The sequence below is a fragment of the Pseudomonas sp. R4-15 genome, assembly GCF_055768815.1.
In genome coordinates this window covers 4,277,546-4,293,223 of sequence record NZ_CM147293.1, presented here as the reverse complement: position 1 = coordinate 4,293,223, position 15,678 = coordinate 4,277,546, and the positions used below count along the sequence as shown (strand labels likewise).

Below are 15,678 nucleotides of genomic sequence, written 5' to 3'. Positions count from 1 at the left end.
GCCTGGACGCGCTCTGCGCGTCCTATTCCAAGACGAACAGCGCGCCGTTGCTGAAGTGGGCTTCGATCTGCCGCGCAGGCATCGGTCGGCCGAAGAGGAAACCTTGCACTTCGTCACAGCCGTGGTTGCGCAGGAACTCCAGCTGGGCCAGCGTCTCCACGCCCTCGGCGATCACCGACAGGTTGAGACTGTGGGACATGGCGACGATGGCGCGGGCGATCTGCGCGTCGCGTTCGCCCTCGGGCAGGCCATCGACGAAACTGCGGTCGATCTTCAGCACGTCGATGGGGAAGCGCTTGAGGTAGTTGAGCGACGAGTAGCCGGTGCCGAAATCGTCCACCGCGATGCTGATGCCCAGGCGCTTGAGGCCGGCGAGGATCTGCATGGCTTCGTCCACGTCGCGCATCAGGATGCTTTCGGTGAGCTCCAGCTCCAGGCAGTGCGATTCCAGGCCGCTGCTGGCGAGGATGCTGGCAATGCGTGCGCCGAGCTGGCCGTCGGCGAACTGGCGGGCAGAGATGTTCACCGAGACCTTGGGCACCTGCACGCCGTGCGCGCGCCAGGCGAGCATCTGCCGGCAGGCCTCCTCCAGTGCCCAGTCGCCGACCTGGACCACCAGGCCGATTTCCTCCAGCACCGGCACGAACTCCGACGGGGAGACCAGGCCCCGGGTGGGGTGCTGCCAGCGTAGCAGCGCCTCGGTGCCCGTGAGGCGCTTGCCGTCGCTGGAGAACTGCGGCTGGTAGTGCAGTTCGAACTGGCCGTCCTGCAACGCGTGGCGCAGGTCGCTTTCCAGTTCCAGGCGCTCCAGGGCGCTGGCGTTCATCTCGGCCTGGTAGAACTGGAAGTTGTTCTTGCCGCGCTCCTTGGCGTGGTACATCGCGGTATCGGCGTTCTTCATCAGGCCGCTGGGCTCGTTGCCGTCCTGCGGGCTCAGGGCGATACCGATGCTGGCGGTGACGAAGAATTCGCGGCCTTCGAGCATGAAGGGTACGGCCAGTGCCGCGAGGATCTGTTCGGCAATGTGAATGGCACGATGCAGGGCCTGTGCGCGTCCGGTCTGCGGATTGAGCAGCAGGGTGAATTCGTCGCCGCCCATGCGCGCCACGGTATCGTCGTCGGCGACGCAACCGGAGAGCCGCTGTGCCACTTCCTTGAGCATCAGGTCGCCGGCGGCGTGGCCGAGGGAGTCGTTGATCGGCTTGAAGCGGTCGAGGTCGAGGAACATCAGCACCACCCAGGCGTTGCGCCGCTGCGCCGCCTGCAGCGCCGAGTGCAAGCGGTCCTGGAACAGCGTGCGGTTGGGCAGGTGGGTGAGGCCGTCGTAATAGGCCAGGCGGTGGATGCGCTGCTCGCTGGCCTTGCGCTCACTCATGTCATTGAAGAAGCAGACGTAGCTCGACAGGTCGCCTTCTTCGTCGTGCACCGCGGTGATGCCGACCCAGGCCGGATAGCGTTCGCCGGAGCGACGTTCGAGCCAGAGCTCGCCCTCCCAACTGCCTTGCTCGCCGATCTGCCGGACGATGTATTTGTGGTCCTGGCCGATCTGCTCGCGTGCCGTGAGCAGGGTCGGCAACTGGTCGATGACCTCGTCCTCGGCAAAGCCGCTGATACGTGTGAAGGTCTTGTTCACCTGCACGATGTAGCCGGCCGGATCGGTCACCAGGATCGCCGCAGTGGAGTGCTCGAACACCGTCGCGGCCATGCGCAGTTCCCGTTCGGCACGGCGCTGCTGGGTGATGTCCTCGGCGACCCCAAGCAGCCCCTCGAAGCGGCCCTGACTGCCCCACATCATCAGCATGCGGATCTGCAGCGTGACGCGATGCCCGGAGGCGTGGCGGCAATCGATGGCGAAGGGACGCATGTCCTGTTCTTCGGCCAGTGCGGCCATGCGCTGGGGGTCGCCGCGGGCATTGCGCAGGCGTGCCAGCAGCGAGCGTACCGGTGCCAGTTGCACCGGGTTGATGGCGAGATCCGGGGTGCTCACGCCTTCATTCAGCAGCAGCTCCGGGTCATACCCCAGCAGGCGGGTGATGGAGGGCGATATATAGCTGGGGCGGAGTTCTTCGTCGGTGGTGAACAGGGCGTCGGAGAGCGTTTCCGTCAGGCGCCGGTAGCGCCGTTCGCTCTGCCGCAGGATGTCCGTGGCGCGGGTCTGGTAGGTGATGTCCTTGGTCAGTCCGAGCACCTGGGTGACGTGCCCTTTGGCATCGCGGGAGAGCACCTGCTCGCGGCTGTCGAACCAGCGCCAACTGCCATCGGCGTGGCGCAGACGTTCCTGGAACTCGATCAGGGTGCCGTCGGCGACGACCCTGCGCTGGCGCTCGGCATAGGCGATGTATTCCACGTCGTCCGGGTGCCGCAGGCGCTCGATGGCGTCGTCGCCCAGTTGCGCCAGTTGGTGGTCCTCGTAACCCAGCATGCGGCCGAGGCTGTGGTTGGTGAATATCTCCCGGCCCGTGGTGACGTCGATGACGTAGAGCACTTCCGGCACCGTGCCCACGACGCGCGACCAGAACTGCTCGCGTTCGGCAATCGCCTGCTGCGCCAACTTGCGCTCGGTGACGTCCTCCAGGCTCAGGACGACTGCGTGCAGGTCTTCCGGGCGTTGTGGAAGGTTGAGGATCAGGCGCAGGTGGCGGCGCCCGGATGGGGTGCTCAGTTCACCCTCGACCTCGACGCGGCGCAGGGGCTCGAACAGCGCCGCGAGCAAGCGGAAGCGCAGGCCGTCCGCGTGCAGCGGCTCACGGTCGAGGAGGGTGCGCCAATCACGCTCGCCGTCGCCCTGGCCGATCAGGGACTGGGCCAATCGATTGGCTTCACGCACGCGGATGTGTGCGAGCAGCTCGGCATGTCGTTGCGGGTTGCGTTGCAGCCAGCGGCGCAGGCCGAGGGTGTCCTTGACGTCTTCGTGTTCGAAGTACCCCGGTAGTTCGGAGAGGTCGAGCAGGCACAAGGCGATGCCGGCGCTTTCGAAAATGTCCTGGTAGCGACGCCGGGCGTACTGCAGGTTGCGCAGAGAACGCTGTTCCTCCTCGACATCGCGTAGCACCCAGACCCAACTGGTGTTGGGCTGGTGATCGACGTGGCTGCGGGTGAGCAGGAACAGTGTTTCCTTGCCGAGTTTCGGCATCGGCAGCAGGATGCTGTGCAATTCACCGTCGAGCAGGGCCTGCGGTAGGCCGGGCAGCAGGTCGCCGAGGTCGCGGCCCTCGGCACTGGCGTTGTCGATGCCCAGCAGGGCTTCGGCCTGCGGGCTCAGGTAGGTGATGCGGCGCTGTTCGTCGGTAAGCAGGACCTGCTCGTCGATGGCGGCTAGCGCGTTGGCCGCCAGGCGCAGGGAGCGTCGCGACTGCGCCTGGTTCTCGCGAAGGCGGCGCATCTCTCCGAGCATTTCGAACAGGCCGAGCATGACCAGCAGCACACAGGCGCCGAGCAGCGCCAGCTTGCCACCCAGGGCGGGTAACAGTTGGCGTAGCGCCGCCAGTTCGTCGAAATGCGCCCGCAGGACCAGCGTCGTATTGTGCAGCTCGAATTCCCGCAGGGGCGTCGTGGACAGCGCGCGTGGCGCGTCGGCGATGCTCGCCAGGGGGCGCCCGCTGCCTTTCTCGGCGAGGCTCCAGGCCGTCTCGCCCTCGATGGGCGGCAGCCAGCGATCCAGTACGCCGCGGTCAAAGCTCAGCAGCCAGTAACCCTGGCTTCGATCATCGCCCCGCGGGATGACCAGCAGGAGGTCACCGGCGGGGTGACTGTCGAGCGAATAGCGATAGGCCTCGTCGTCCGAGGGCAGGGCGGCGAGGGCACGGCCGCCGGGCATGTTGCGCCCCTCCCGGCGCCCCTGGGCATCCAGTGGCGTGAGGCTGCGCAGGCCGGTGATCAGGTCGCTCAGGTCGGCGGCGAGTTGCTCGGTCGTCGCCTGTTCGCGGCGAAAGAGATAGAGCTGTGCGCTACGTGCCTGGAAGTCCAGGTTGCTCTGCAGGCGGGCGGCCTGTTGGGCCGTGACGTCGATGCTGCGTTGACGGGCATTGTCGATCAACTGCTCGTACTGGTCCTGCAGCTGCCAGACCAGCACGCCTAGCAGCATCAGCATCAGCGAGATCAGCAGTACCTTGCGGACACGCTTGAGCCGGCTCTGGGGAGCGGGAGGCTCGGGCAAGGCATCGGGAAACTGCGGGGCCAAGGGCGATCCTGAGCTGTAAGTATCTGAGAGGTCTTTGGCGGCACGTCGCGCAGGGCGTTTCGCGCCGTCGCCGAAGAAAACGCACTACCATGCCCGCAATCAAGGCGAAGTGCCAGTACCTTCCGACCGCTAATTGCCCCCGAAGGCGCAATCCGGTAGTTTTCTCCTCACGCGTGCAACGCGCTTTCTTTTCTTGTTGGCGTGCTCCGTAGCTCGGAGAGCGCTTCAGGCCACTTCAGGTTTCTCATGGCTCAGTACGTATACAGCATGCACCGGGTGAGCAAGATCGTGCCGCCCAAGCGTGAAATTCTCAAGAATATTTCCCTGTCCTTTTTCCCGGGTGCCAAGATCGGCGTGCTCGGTCTCAACGGCGCGGGCAAGTCCACGCTGCTGCGCATCATGGCCGGGGTGGATACCGAGATCGATGGCGAAGCACGCCCGATGCCCGGCATCAAGGTCGGCTACCTGCCGCAGGAGCCGCAGCTGGATCCGCAGAAAACCGTGCGTGACGTGGTCGAGGAGGCGGTGGGCGAGATCAAGCAAGCCCAGGCGCGACTGGACGAAGTCTATGCCGCCTATGCCGAGCCGGACGCCGACTTCGACGCACTGGCTTCCGAACAGGCCAAGCTCGAGGCGATCCTGCAGGCCTCCGACGGGCACAACCTGGAGCGCCAGCTGGAAGTCGCCGCCGACGCGCTGCGCCTGCCCGCCTGGGACGCCAAGGTGGAACACCTTTCCGGTGGCGAGAAGCGCCGTGTGGCGCTCTGCCGCCTGCTGCTGTCGGCTCCGGACATGCTGCTGCTGGACGAACCGACCAACCACCTGGACGCCGACTCGGTGGCCTGGCTGGAGCGCTTCCTGCACGATTTCCCCGGCACCGTGGTGGCGATCACCCACGATCGTTACTTCCTCGACAACGTCGCCGGCTGGATTCTCGAACTGGACCGCGGCCACGGCATCCCTTTCGAGGGCAACTACTCCCAGTGGCTCGAATCCAAGGCCAATCGCCTGGAGCAGGAAGCCAAGGCGGAGGCCGCGCATGCCAAGGCGATGAAGTCCGAGCTGGAGTGGGTACGCCAGGGCGCCAAGGCGCGTCAGTCCAAGTCCAAGGCACGTCTGGCCCGCTTCGAGGAAATGCAGTCGCAGGAATTCCAGAAGCGCAGCGAGACCAACGAGATCTACATTCCGGCCGGTCCGCGGCTGGGCGACAAGGTCATCGAGTTCAACAACGTCAGCAAAGGCTTCGGCGACCGTGCGCTGATCGAGAACCTCTCCTTCAGCGTGCCCAAGGGCGCCATCGTCGGCGTGATCGGCGGCAACGGCGCGGGCAAGTCGACTCTGCTGCGCATGATCACCGGCAAGGAACAGCCCGACAGCGGCAGCATCGAGTTGGGCGAGACCGTGCAGATCGCCAGCGTCGAGCAGAGCCGCGATATGCTCGAAGGCAACAAGACCGTGTGGGAGCAGGTGTCCGATGGCCTCGACATGATCAAGGTCGGCAGCTACGAAGTGCCTTCGCGGGGCTACGTGGGACGTTTCAACTTCAAGGGGGCCGACCAGCAGAAATTCGTCAAGGACCTCTCCGGCGGTGAACGCGGCCGTCTGCACATGGCGCTGACCCTCAAGCAGGGTGGCAACGTGCTGCTGCTCGACGAACCCTCCAACGACCTCGACGTGGAAACCCTGCGCGCCCTGGAAGAGGCGCTGCTGGACTTCCCCGGCTCGGCGATCGTGATTTCCCACGATCGCTGGTTCCTCGATCGTATCGCCACGCACATCCTCTCCTACGAGGATGAGGGTGTACTGTTCTTCGAGGGCAACTACACCGAGTACGAAGCCGATCGCAAGAAACGCCTGGGCGATGCCGCTGCCCAGCCGCATCGGGTGAAGTACAAGAAACTGGCGCAGTGATCCCGTCCCCACGTCCCAGCGCGGGGGCGTGGGGCTGCTCTCTTCTCGACCCGCGCGGGTCTGAATCAAAGGAATGCCATGGCCGCTTTGGGGTTGCGGGGAAAGTCCCTTATCTTGCTGCTGCTCGGGTGCGCGCTGACGTTCGTCCTGGCCGGCGTCATCGGCTGGAACGCCCTCGAAGGCGTCCAGCAGCGCTATGCGGACGGTTACGCGCGTAACGTGGTGCAGCTCAACCGCGAGCGGCTGTTCGGGCCCATTACCCGTGAACTGGCTCTGGCTCAGCGCCTGGCCGAGTCGCAGTTGACCCGACGCTGGCTGCTCGACGAGAGCGATCCGCAGAAGAAGTCGCTGTTCTTCCGCGAAGCCGAGGGTTATCAGGGGGCGCTGAACGATCACGCCTACTTCGTCGCATCGGCGATCTCCGGCAACTACTACTTCAACGGCAGCGGCGAACAGCCTAGCGAAGCGCCACGCTTCACCATGCGACCTGATCGTGACACCGACGCCTGGTTCTACCGGACGATGGAGGACGGGCGTCCCTACGAGATCAACGTCGATTACAACACCACGAGCCGCGACGTGAAGGTGTTCTTCAACGTCCTGGTGCGTGACGACGAGCGGATCCTCGGGGTGGTGGGTTCGGCGATCACCCTGACCGACTTCCTCAAGCAGTTCGTCAATCTGGACCTGGCCGGCGTGGAGTCCATGGTGCTCGATCGATACGGCTCGATCATCGCCCATCCGCGTTCCGAGCTGGTGACCTACAACGCCGAGGGCGCTTCCGGGCGAAGCCTGGCCACGCACATCCTCGGCCAGGTCACCGGTAAGGGCGATGCGGAGGCGGTGCGCGAGGCGCTGAAACGCGCCGCCGACAAGTCCGGGGACGTCGAAACCCTGGCGGTGCACATCGATGGCAGGCCGCGACTGCTGGCGCTGGGGTGGATTCCCGAGCTGAACTGGTATGTCGCCGCAAGCATCGATCTGCAAGTCGCCCAGGTGATCGAAGTGCGTCCGCTGTTACCGGCGCTGGCCTCGCTGCTGTTATTGCTCCTGGCGCTGATCGGCGGAACCCTGTGGCTGGTGGAAAAGCGCGTGCTGGGGCCGCTGCGCCAGTTGCGCCGCAGCGCACAGGCCATTGCCGGCGGGCGCTACGACACGCCACTGCCCGGCGGTCGCGACGACGAAATCGGCGAGCTATCGGCCGCTTTCGCTGCGATGGCCAGCAAGGTTCGCAGCCACACCGGCGAGCTGGAAAAGCGTGTCGCCGAGCGTACCCACGAGCTGGAGAAGGCGAACCGCGAGATGGCCCTGGCGCACAAGAAGATCGACGACTCGATCGACTATGCCAGCCTGATCCAGCGCGCCATCCTGCCGGACCGACACATGGTCAACCATCTCGGGGAACACCACTGCGTGCTTTGGCGTCCCCGCGATGTGGTCGGTGGCGACTTCTACGTCTTCCGTGGTGCCGATCAGGCCTGCCTGTTCGGCGTGGTCGACTGTGCGGGGCATGGCGTCCCCGGGGCCCTGATGACCATGCTGGGGCGCGCGGTGATCGACCAGGCGATCAGCGACTGCGGGCTGTCCGATCCCGCTGGCATCCTGGCCCGTGCCGACCGCATCCTGCGGGGCATGCTGCTCGACGAGGACGAGCGGCGCATGGTCGCCACCAATATGGACGTCGGCCTCGCTTACGTTGATCTCGAGCGGCGCCAGGTTACCTTCGCCGGTGCCAAAATCGCGCTCTACTATAGTGACGGCAACAGCATCGAGCAGTTGCCTGGCGCGCGTCGTGCGATTGGCGACAAGCGTGTCGGCGAATACTTCAATCAGCAGGTGGAGCTGGCGCCCGAGCGTAGCTTCTACATGAGTACCGACGGCTTCCTCGATCAGGCCGGTGGCGACCGTGGCTTTGGTTTCGGCAATGCGCGCTTCGCGCAGATGCTGCTGGAGCACGCGCGCCGGCCGATGCACGAGCAGGGCGAGGTGTTCAGCGCCACGCTCGCCGAGTATCAGGGCAGCTACCCGCAGCGGGACGACATCACCATGCTGTGTTTTCGCTTTGGTTAGGGAGTGAAGATGGACACCATTGACTTATTCAGCATGCGCGAGAGCTTCAACCGTCAGCAGATCATGCTCTGCTTCAACGGCCCGATCTCGCGCAGTCTGATCGAAGAGATCGGCAACGCCCTGCGCAATTACCTCTCGGCGGAGCAGGCGCATCCGTCCGCCGCGATGGACGTGTTCGCCGTCTACATCGAGATGACCCAGAATATTCGCCATTACGCCCGGATCAAGGAGTGGACCGACCTGGAGGCCGGTGCCACCGTGGTCGTTGCGCGCAACGACGCGGAGCACTATGTGGTCACCGCCGGCAACCTCGTCGAAAATGAGGACGGCGAGCAACTGATGCGCACCGTCGAATCGCTCGCGGCACTGGACAAGGCGCAGCTCAAGGCCGCGTACAAGGAACAGTTGCGCAGACCGCGTGATGAGCACGCGGTCAGTGGCGCCGGTCTGGGTCTGATCGACATCGCCCGCAAATCCAGCGCGCCCCTGGAGGCCTCGCTGCGGCGCCTGGCCAACGGTCAGGCCTTTTTCAGCCTGCGCGCGATCATCTGAGAATTCCAAGAGCAAGAAACCATGAGTGATATTTTCATCGAAGGAACCCAGTCCACGCCTGCCATCGAGGGTCTCTGGGAGACTGGGGTGCTGACCATGCGCGGGGACTCCTACCCGGAGAACTCCTACGAGCTGTTCAACCAGGTCTTCGAGTGGCTGGAACTCTATCTGCGTGACGCCGAGCGACCGCTGACGCTCGAGCTGCATCTGCTGTACCTGAACACCAGCAGCATCAAGGCGATGATGGACATCTTCGACCTTCTGGAGGCCGCGCATCAGGAGGGCCGCAGCGTCGCCGTCGATTGGCGCTACGACCGCCTCAACGAGCGCGTGGTCGAGCTGGCCGAGGAGTTCAAGGAAGACTGTACCTTCCCCTTCAATATTCGCAGCAACGAGTGAGCACGGGCATGGCGAGCAAGGTCGATCTCGAAGCGCGCATCAAGGCGCTGCTGGAGGAGCCGGCACACACCGGAGAGCCTCTGCGCGAGACGCTTTCGCTACTTTGGTTGCAGCATCTGGACCTGATGCGGCGCATCGATCGTATCGCCAAGGTTTCCGATGCCTACCAGAGCATCGCGCTCAAGCGCGAGGTGACGCTCAACGAGCGTCTCGACAAGCAGTTGCGTCAGTTGGAAAAGGTCGCACGCATCTCCGACCGTTACCAACAGATGATGCGCGACCTGAACATCGCCCTGCGCGAGGCCTCCACCCACGACGCCCTGACCGGCCTGGCCAACCGCCGACTGCTGGTCGAGCGTCTCAAGGAGGAGACCGAGCGTTGCCGGCGCTACGAGCGGACATTCAGCATCGTGATGATCGACGTCGACCACTTCAAGGTGATCAACGATCGTTATGGTCATGAAATCGGTGACCGGGCCCTTGGCGAGATGGCCAGGACCATGGACGCCGAGCTGCGTGAGCAGGACCTGTGCGGACGCTGGGGCGGCGAGGAGTTCCTCGTGCTGCTGCCCGAGACGGGGCTGGCCGAGGCCAGTGCCGTGGTCGAACGCATTCGCCAGAGCGTGCGCGAACTGGTCGTGCGGGTGGACACCGAACAGATCGTGATGAGCGTGAGCATCGGTGTGGCGCAGTATCTGCCCGGGGAAAATTATTCGAACACCGTCAATCGTGCGGACAAGGCGCTGTTCGAGGCCAAGCGTAATGGCCGCGACCGAATCGTGTTGGCCAGCCAGGACTAGCCCTTGCGCCCTTCGCGAGGGCGGCCGCAGAATGCTTGCGTTGTCGCCCGCCGCAAGGATTCCCGATGTCCGATGCTTTCGCTTCCGTATTGCGCCTGTCTCCCGAGGCGTTGACCCGCCCCTTCGACTCCCAGCAATTCTGCTTTACCACCACCGATGAGCTCGACCCGTTCCGTGGCGTGCTCGGTCAGGAGCGCGCCGTAGAGGCGCTGCAATTCGGCGTGGCGATGCCACGCCCCGGCTACAACATCTACGTCATGGGCGAGCCGGGTACCGGCCGCTTCTCCTTCGTGCAGCGTTATCTAAAAGCCGAGGCCAAGCGTCTGGCGACGCCGCCCGACTGGGTCTACGTCAATAACTTCGACGAGCCGCGCGAGCCGCGCGTGCTGGAGCTGCCGTCCGGCAGCGCGGATGCTTTCATCGCCGACATCGAACAACTGATCGATGCACTGCTGGCGACCTTTCCCGCCGTTTTCGAACACCCCTCCTACCAGCAGAAGAAGAGCGCCATCGATCGCGCCTTCAACCAGCGTTATGACCGGGCCCTGGATGTCATCGAGCGCCTGGCGCTGGAGAAGGATATCGCCCTCTATCGGGATGCCAGCAACATCGCCTTTACCCCGATGAAGGAGGGCAAGGCCCTCGACGAGGCCGATTTTGCCCAACTGGAGGAGGCCGAGCGCGAGCGCTTCCATAGCGATATCTCTGCACTGGAAGAACGCCTGAACGAGGAACTCGCCAGCCTGCCGCAATGGAAGCGTGAGTCGAGCAACCAGCAGCGTCAGCTCAATGAGGAAACCATCACCCTGGCTCTGCAGCCGCTGCTGGCGCCGCTCTCCGAGAAATACGAAGAGAATGCCGGCATCTGCGCCTACTTGCAGGCGATGCAGGTGGACCTGCTGCGCGTGGCGGTCGAGCAGCTCGCCGATGACGGTCCGAATGACCGGCAGAAGCGCCAGGCGCTGGAAGAACAGTATGCGCCCAGCCTGGTGGTTGGCCGTCCGGCCGGTGCGGGTGCGCCGGTGGTGTTCGAGTCCCACCCGACCTACGACAACCTGTTCGGTCGCATCGAGTACAGCAGTGACCAGGGTGCGCTTTACACCAGTTACCGGCAACTGCGCCCGGGTGCGCTGCACCGCGCCAACGGCGGCTTCCTGGTGCTGGAGGCGGAGAAGCTGCTCAGCGAGCCGTTCGTCTGGGACGCACTCAAGCGCAGCCTGCATTCGCATCAGTTGAAGACCGAGTCGCCGCTGGCCGAACTGGGCCGGCTGGCGACCGTGAGCTTGAGTCCGCAAGTGATTCCGCTGAAGGTCAAGGTGGTGATCATCGGCTCGCGGCAGCTGTACTACGCATTGCAGGACGCCGATCCGGACTTCCAGGAAATGTTCCGTGTGCTGGTGGACTTCGACGAGGACATCCCGCTCGCCGAAGACAGCCTCGAGCAATTCGCCCAGTTGCTCAAGACGCGCACCTCGGAAGAGGGTATGGCGCCGTTGACCGCGGCCGCCGTGGCCCGCCTGGCGACCTACAGCGCGCGCTTGGCCGAGCATCAGGGTCGGCTCTCCGCGCGCATCGGCGATCTGTTCCAGATGCTCTCCGAGGCTGATTTCATCCGTCAGCTCGCCGGAGATCAGGCGACCGACGCGGGACACATCGAACGCGCCCTGAAGGCCAAGGAAACCCGGACGGGGCGCGTCTCGGCACGCATCCTCGACGACATGCTGGCGGGCATCATCCTCATCGACACCGACGGCGCCGCCATCGGCAAATGCAATGGCCTGACCGTGCTCGAGGTCGGTGATTCGGCCTTCGGCGTTCCGGCGCGCATCTCCGCGACGGTCTATCCCGGCGGCAGCGGTATCGTCGACATCGAGCGCGAGGTCAACCTCGGCCAGCCGATCCACTCCAAGGGCGTGATGATCCTCACCGGCTACCTGGGCAGTCGCTACGCCCAGGAATTTCCCCTGGAAATTTCCGCGAGCATCGCGCTGGAGCAGTCCTACGGCTATGTCGACGGCGACTCGGCGTCGCTCGGTGAGGTCTGCACGCTGATCTCGGCGCTGTCGCGCACGCCGCTCAGGCAGTGTTTCGCCATCACCGGTTCGATCAACCAGTTTGGCGAGGTGCAGGCGGTTGGCGGCGTCAACGAGAAGATCGAGGGCTTCTTCCGCCTCTGCCAGGCACGTGGGTTGAGCGGTGAGCAGGGGGTGATCGTGCCCTACGCCAACATCGCCAACCTGATGCTCGATGAGTCGGTGCTCGAGGCGGTGCGCGAGGGACGCTTCCATGTCTATGCGGTGCGTCACGTCGATGAGGCGCTGAGCCTGCTGCTCGGCGAGCCGGCGGGTACGCCGGACGAGCGTGGACGTTTCCCCGAGGGTAGCGTGAATGCACGCGTCGTGGCGCGCCTGCGGGAAATCGCCGAAATGGGCGAGGAAGAGGCCGAGGCCGGCAAGGCCGTTCCGGCCGAACGGTCGGAATGATTCTCTCCCCCTGAGGGTCAGATGGGCATGGCGTCGACGACCGGGCCGGTCGTCGACGTGCTTTCGCGATGCCATGCGCTACGCTACAGCGAGCGCACCCTGCGGAGGACGTCCCATGTCGCAACGCCTGTGCCTGACCCGGCAATGTCTGGGTATCAACACCCGTATCGAGCTAGCGCTGCACCCGCTGGCTTGCGATGGATTGTGGAGCCTGATTTGTGCCGCCGGCCTGGATGGCGGACAGCCCAGTGAGGTAAGGGCCCAGGGACCGCTACGGGGTGCCCGCGAAGCTGGACAGGTGCTGGACACGGTGGTGCAGAACTTGATGCAGATGGGTTACAGCCTCAGCGGGGAGCTGCCCATCTGGGCCCTGCACGTCCAGGGCGAGTTGCGTCGCCAGCGCCGGTTGCGGGGGGCGGCGCCCAGTCCCGTGCGCAGGCAGCCGTTTCCCTGACTGCCCGGCGGGGTTTCCGACGGGTTTTGGTTACGTACTGACGCATTGCTCCGGACCGCTTCGCGGATATACTCGCTGGCGATTTATTCAGCTGCGAACAGGCTATGGAACGCTTTCTGGAAAATGCGATGTACTCCGCCCGCTGGTTGCTGGCGCCTATCTATTTCGGTCTCTCCCTGGCGCTATTGGCGCTGACCTTGAAATTCTTCCAGGAGGTCTGGCATATCCTGCCGGCGATCTTCGATATCGCCGAGCCGGACTTGATCCTCGTCGTGCTATCGCTGATCGACCTCTCGCTGGTGGGTGGCCTGCTGGTGATGGTGATGATGTCCGGCTACGAAAACTTCGTTTCCCAGTTGGACATCGACGAGAGCAAGGAGAAACTGTCCTGGCTGGGCAAGATGGATTCCGGTTCGCTGAAGGTGAAGGTTGCCGCCTCCATCGTGGCGATCTCCTCCATCCACCTGCTCAAGGTGTTCATGGAGGTACGTAACCTCCCCGACAACAAGTTGATGTGGTACGTGATCATCCACCTCACCTTCGTCGGTTCGGCCTTCGCCATGGGCTATCTGGACAAGATCACCAAGCACGATTGATTTCCGGTGATGCCGTGCGGCATTGCCCTTCTCATGCGGAGAAACTAACGATGCGTAAGTCCCTGTTGCTGAGTCTGCTGTCGGTCACCCTGGTGCTGGGTGGTTGTGCGCTCAGCCCGCAGCAGCTCGATCCCGATCCCAAACTCAATGTACAGCTCAGCGCGGTCGGCCAGGGCCAGCCGGTGGTCGTGCGTGTGGTCGATGGGCGCTCCTCGCCGAATCTGGGGACCCGCGGCGGGCTCTACGCCGAAACCAGCGAGATCAGCGTCCCGGCGGACAAGGTGCTGCCCAAGTTGCAGGCCCAGGCCGAAGCGGCGGTACGCCTCCTGGGTTTCACACCTTCGCCGAACGCCTACAACGCGCCGCAGTTGACGCTGACCCTGGCTGAACTGAAGTACCAGTCGCCCAAAGAGGGCATCTACGTCACCGAGGCTGACATCTCGGCGACATTCCGTACCGATGTGCAGAACCCCCAGCGCCGCTATACCGGCCGCTATGGTGCGTCGTTGAATCAGCGCTTCGGCATGGCGCCGAACCAGGAAACCAATACCCGCCTGGTCAGCGATGTGCTCAGCAACGCGCTTTCCCGGGTGTTCAAGGACCCGACCATCGGCCAAGTGCTCTCCGGCCACTGAGTCCTCCCGGCGCCGCGTCTGCGGCGCCATCGGGCGCCGGTGGTCAGCCGGCCGCCTGCACCTGCAGCACTTCGATGGCGTCCTCGCGCGGGTAACGCCAGCGAACTTCCAGATCCCACAGGCGCACGCCGTAGATCCGCTGCGGATCGGTCTGTTGGTAGGCCGGACGGGGGTCCTGAGCCAGGCATTGCTCGATCAGTTCGACCACAGGCTCGCCGAGGCGCCGCGCCTGCGCTTGCGCGTCCGACAGCGCGGCTGGGCTCCAGGCCACCGGCAGCAGCGCCGGAGGGGCATCGGCAATCGCGTTATGGGCGCCGATGGGCGCGTCCGCGTAGGGCACGTAGGGCTTGATGTCGAGCACCGGCGTACCATCGAGTAGGTCGATGCCGGACAGCCATAGACACCCAGGCTCCACGCGCTCCAGGCGTACCACCGATTGCCCCAGGCCGTTGGGACGGTGGGGTGCGCGGCTGGCGAAGACGCCCAGCGAGCGGTTGCCGCCCAGGCGCGGTGGGCGCACCTTCAGTCGCGGTTTGTCTTCCAGCGCCTGGTGGAAGACGAACAGCAACCAGACGTGGCTGACCTGCTCCAGGCCCTGCACCGCCTCGGCGCGGTCAAACGGCGGCACCAGTTCGAGCACGCCGCGGGCCGCCGGGACCAACGCCGGCTGGCGGGGGATGGCGAATTTTTCGGCAAAGCACGAGCGTACGAAGCCGATGGGGGAGACTGGGTACTGCATCTTGTCTCTCACTACCGGCAGGCGGCGTTGCGGAAGGGGCCGGCAACCTTCTCCCAGCCGGGCCCGGGGCTGGTCTGAGCGCAGACGAGCGGCGCGTCGACATCCTGGCGGCTCTTCCATGCGAACCAGGGCGCCTGGTCGGCCAGCGCCACTCCTGCGGCCAGCGCAAGGAGCAGGGCAATCGAACGAGTGACGGGCATGGGCAGGTCCGGTGGCGATTCGCGATGGAGCCCAAGGATACATGGGTGTCTGACGAACTGCGGGAATTCGTCGGTCGTCCCGGGTTCGAATGCAGGTACCCATCCCATCTTGGAGGATTCTCGCCATGACCATCGAGCAACGCGATCCGCTCTGGCACGCGGGCGGCGTACCAGGTGACCCTGACGAACCCGGGGTGCCTCCCACGCCCAGCGAACCCGGCGAGCCCACGCAGCCCGATCAGCCGCCTCCGACGCCGGTGGCCTGAACTGGAGCCTGTTGACGTTCCGTTCGCGAGTCGCGTGAACGAAACGTCAACAGACCCTACCTAGGAGAACGCCCCTATGACTGACTGGGACATCACCTACAACAAGGACAACAATACCGGGCGCCTGGAGATCCAGGCGGACCACAAACCGACCCCCGAGGAAGCGGTTCAGCACCTGTTACGCCTGGCCGAGGCGGAGTTCGAGCCCGGTGAATACGGCGACACCCGCGAGGACAGTGACGAGCCGGCGATGCTCCTGCTGCAGCGCTACGGCGTGACACTCACCGGCATCGCCCAGCGTTAGCGCCGGGCTCTGCTCATCGCGCGGCGAGCCGTCTTGCACGAAGCCCGAGGCGCCGTCGGGCCGGGCTCGCCGCGGGTCGATTGACTAAA

Annotated in this window: 13 protein-coding genes; 10 read left to right on the top strand and 3 right to left on the bottom strand. The window is 64.8% G+C overall.

The window, feature by feature from the left end; translation table 11 throughout:
• Positions 1-22 precede the first annotated feature (22 nt).
• A complete protein-coding gene (locus ACYRGX_RS20680; RefSeq protein ID WP_473054299.1) occupies positions 23-4,180 on the bottom strand; it encodes an EAL domain-containing protein in 4,158 nt (1,385 codons plus the stop codon).
• Between the two features lie 246 nt (positions 4,181-4,426).
• Between ACYRGX_RS20680 and ettA the strand changes: the two genes are divergently transcribed.
• From ettA to ACYRGX_RS20635, 9 genes are all read left to right on the top strand, one after another.
• Positions 4,427-6,091: an energy-dependent translational throttle protein EttA gene (gene ettA / locus ACYRGX_RS20675; RefSeq protein WP_473054298.1), complete on the top strand. Its 1,665-nt coding sequence runs from the start codon at positions 4,427-4,429 to the stop codon at positions 6,089-6,091.
• A 78-nt stretch (positions 6,092-6,169) separates the two neighbouring features.
• A complete protein-coding gene (gene siaA, locus ACYRGX_RS20670) occupies positions 6,170-8,161 on the top strand; it encodes a biofilm regulation protein phosphatase SiaA (RefSeq protein ID WP_473054297.1) in 1,992 nt (663 codons plus the stop codon).
• 9 nt (positions 8,162-8,170) lie between these two features.
• Complete coding sequence (siaB, locus tag ACYRGX_RS20665) at positions 8,171-8,713, top strand: biofilm regulation protein kinase SiaB (RefSeq protein WP_473054296.1); 543 nt, start codon at positions 8,171-8,173, stop codon at positions 8,711-8,713.
• Between the two features lie 21 nt (positions 8,714-8,734).
• A complete protein-coding gene (siaC, locus tag ACYRGX_RS20660) occupies positions 8,735-9,112 on the top strand; it encodes a biofilm regulation phosphoprotein SiaC (protein ID WP_473054295.1) in 378 nt (125 codons plus the stop codon).
• 8 nt (positions 9,113-9,120) lie between these two features.
• Complete coding sequence (gene siaD, locus ACYRGX_RS20655) at positions 9,121-9,912, top strand: biofilm regulation diguanylate cyclase SiaD (protein ID WP_473054294.1); 792 nt, start codon at positions 9,121-9,123, stop codon at positions 9,910-9,912.
• 65 nt (positions 9,913-9,977) lie between these two features.
• Complete coding sequence (locus ACYRGX_RS20650) at positions 9,978-12,395, top strand: Lon protease family protein (RefSeq protein WP_473054293.1); 2,418 nt, start codon at positions 9,978-9,980, stop codon at positions 12,393-12,395.
• 115 nt (positions 12,396-12,510) lie between these two features.
• On the top strand, positions 12,511-12,849 hold the full coding sequence (locus ACYRGX_RS20645) for a PA4575 family protein (protein ID WP_473054292.1): 339 nt from the start codon (positions 12,511-12,513) through the stop codon (positions 12,847-12,849).
• 104 nt (positions 12,850-12,953) lie between these two features.
• The gene (locus tag ACYRGX_RS20640; RefSeq protein WP_473054291.1) at positions 12,954-13,445 is read left to right on the top strand and encodes a TIGR00645 family protein; all 492 of its coding nucleotides are present in this window, start codon (positions 12,954-12,956) and stop codon (positions 13,443-13,445) included.
• Positions 13,446-13,495: 50 nt separating this feature from the next.
• Positions 13,496-14,080: a YajG family lipoprotein gene (locus ACYRGX_RS20635; RefSeq protein ID WP_473054290.1), complete on the top strand. Its 585-nt coding sequence runs from the start codon at positions 13,496-13,498 to the stop codon at positions 14,078-14,080.
• Positions 14,081-14,123: 43 nt separating this feature from the next.
• Here ACYRGX_RS20635 and tsaA read toward each other — a convergent pair whose 3' ends face one another.
• Both tsaA and ACYRGX_RS20625 read right to left on the bottom strand, forming a co-directional pair.
• A complete protein-coding gene (tsaA, locus tag ACYRGX_RS20630; protein WP_473054289.1) occupies positions 14,124-14,819 on the bottom strand; it encodes a tRNA (N6-threonylcarbamoyladenosine(37)-N6)-methyltransferase TrmO in 696 nt (231 codons plus the stop codon).
• An 11-nt stretch (positions 14,820-14,830) separates the two neighbouring features.
• The gene (locus tag ACYRGX_RS20625; protein WP_473054288.1) at positions 14,831-15,019 is read right to left on the bottom strand and encodes a hypothetical protein; all 189 of its coding nucleotides are present in this window, start codon (positions 15,017-15,019) and stop codon (positions 14,831-14,833) included.
• 342 nt (positions 15,020-15,361) lie between these two features.
• Between ACYRGX_RS20625 and ACYRGX_RS20620 the strand changes: the two genes are divergently transcribed.
• Positions 15,362-15,589 carry a hypothetical protein gene (locus ACYRGX_RS20620; protein ID WP_473054287.1) on the top strand — a complete coding sequence of 76 codons (228 nt, stop codon included), beginning with the start codon at positions 15,362-15,364 and terminating at the stop codon, positions 15,587-15,589.
• Positions 15,590-15,678: the final 89 nt, after the last annotated feature.

Bases quoted from the DNA above. Each gene is read 5' to 3' on its own strand.
- ettA (WP_473054298.1), top strand. From the start codon at position 4,427: ATGGCTCAGTACGTATACAGCATGCACCGGGTGAGCAAGATCGTGCCG.
- siaA (WP_473054297.1), top strand. From the start codon at position 6,170: ATGGCCGCTTTGGGGTTGCGGGGAAAGTCCCTTATCTTGCTGCTGCTC.
- siaB (WP_473054296.1), top strand. From the start codon at position 8,171: ATGGACACCATTGACTTATTCAGCATGCGCGAGAGCTTCAACCGTCAG.
- siaC (WP_473054295.1), top strand. From the start codon at position 8,735: ATGAGTGATATTTTCATCGAAGGAACCCAGTCCACGCCTGCCATCGAG.
- siaD (WP_473054294.1), top strand. From the start codon at position 9,121: ATGGCGAGCAAGGTCGATCTCGAAGCGCGCATCAAGGCGCTGCTGGAG.
- ACYRGX_RS20650 (WP_473054293.1), top strand. From the start codon at position 9,978: ATGTCCGATGCTTTCGCTTCCGTATTGCGCCTGTCTCCCGAGGCGTTG.
- ACYRGX_RS20645 (WP_473054292.1), top strand. From the start codon at position 12,511: ATGTCGCAACGCCTGTGCCTGACCCGGCAATGTCTGGGTATCAACACC.
- ACYRGX_RS20640 (WP_473054291.1), top strand. From the start codon at position 12,954: ATGGAACGCTTTCTGGAAAATGCGATGTACTCCGCCCGCTGGTTGCTG.
- ACYRGX_RS20635 (WP_473054290.1), top strand. From the start codon at position 13,496: ATGCGTAAGTCCCTGTTGCTGAGTCTGCTGTCGGTCACCCTGGTGCTG.
- tsaA (WP_473054289.1), bottom strand. From the start codon at position 14,819: ATGCAGTACCCAGTCTCCCCCATCGGCTTCGTACGCTCGTGCTTTGCC.
- ACYRGX_RS20625 (WP_473054288.1), bottom strand. From the start codon at position 15,019: ATGCCCGTCACTCGTTCGATTGCCCTGCTCCTTGCGCTGGCCGCAGGA.
- ACYRGX_RS20620 (WP_473054287.1), top strand. From the start codon at position 15,362: ATGACTGACTGGGACATCACCTACAACAAGGACAACAATACCGGGCGC.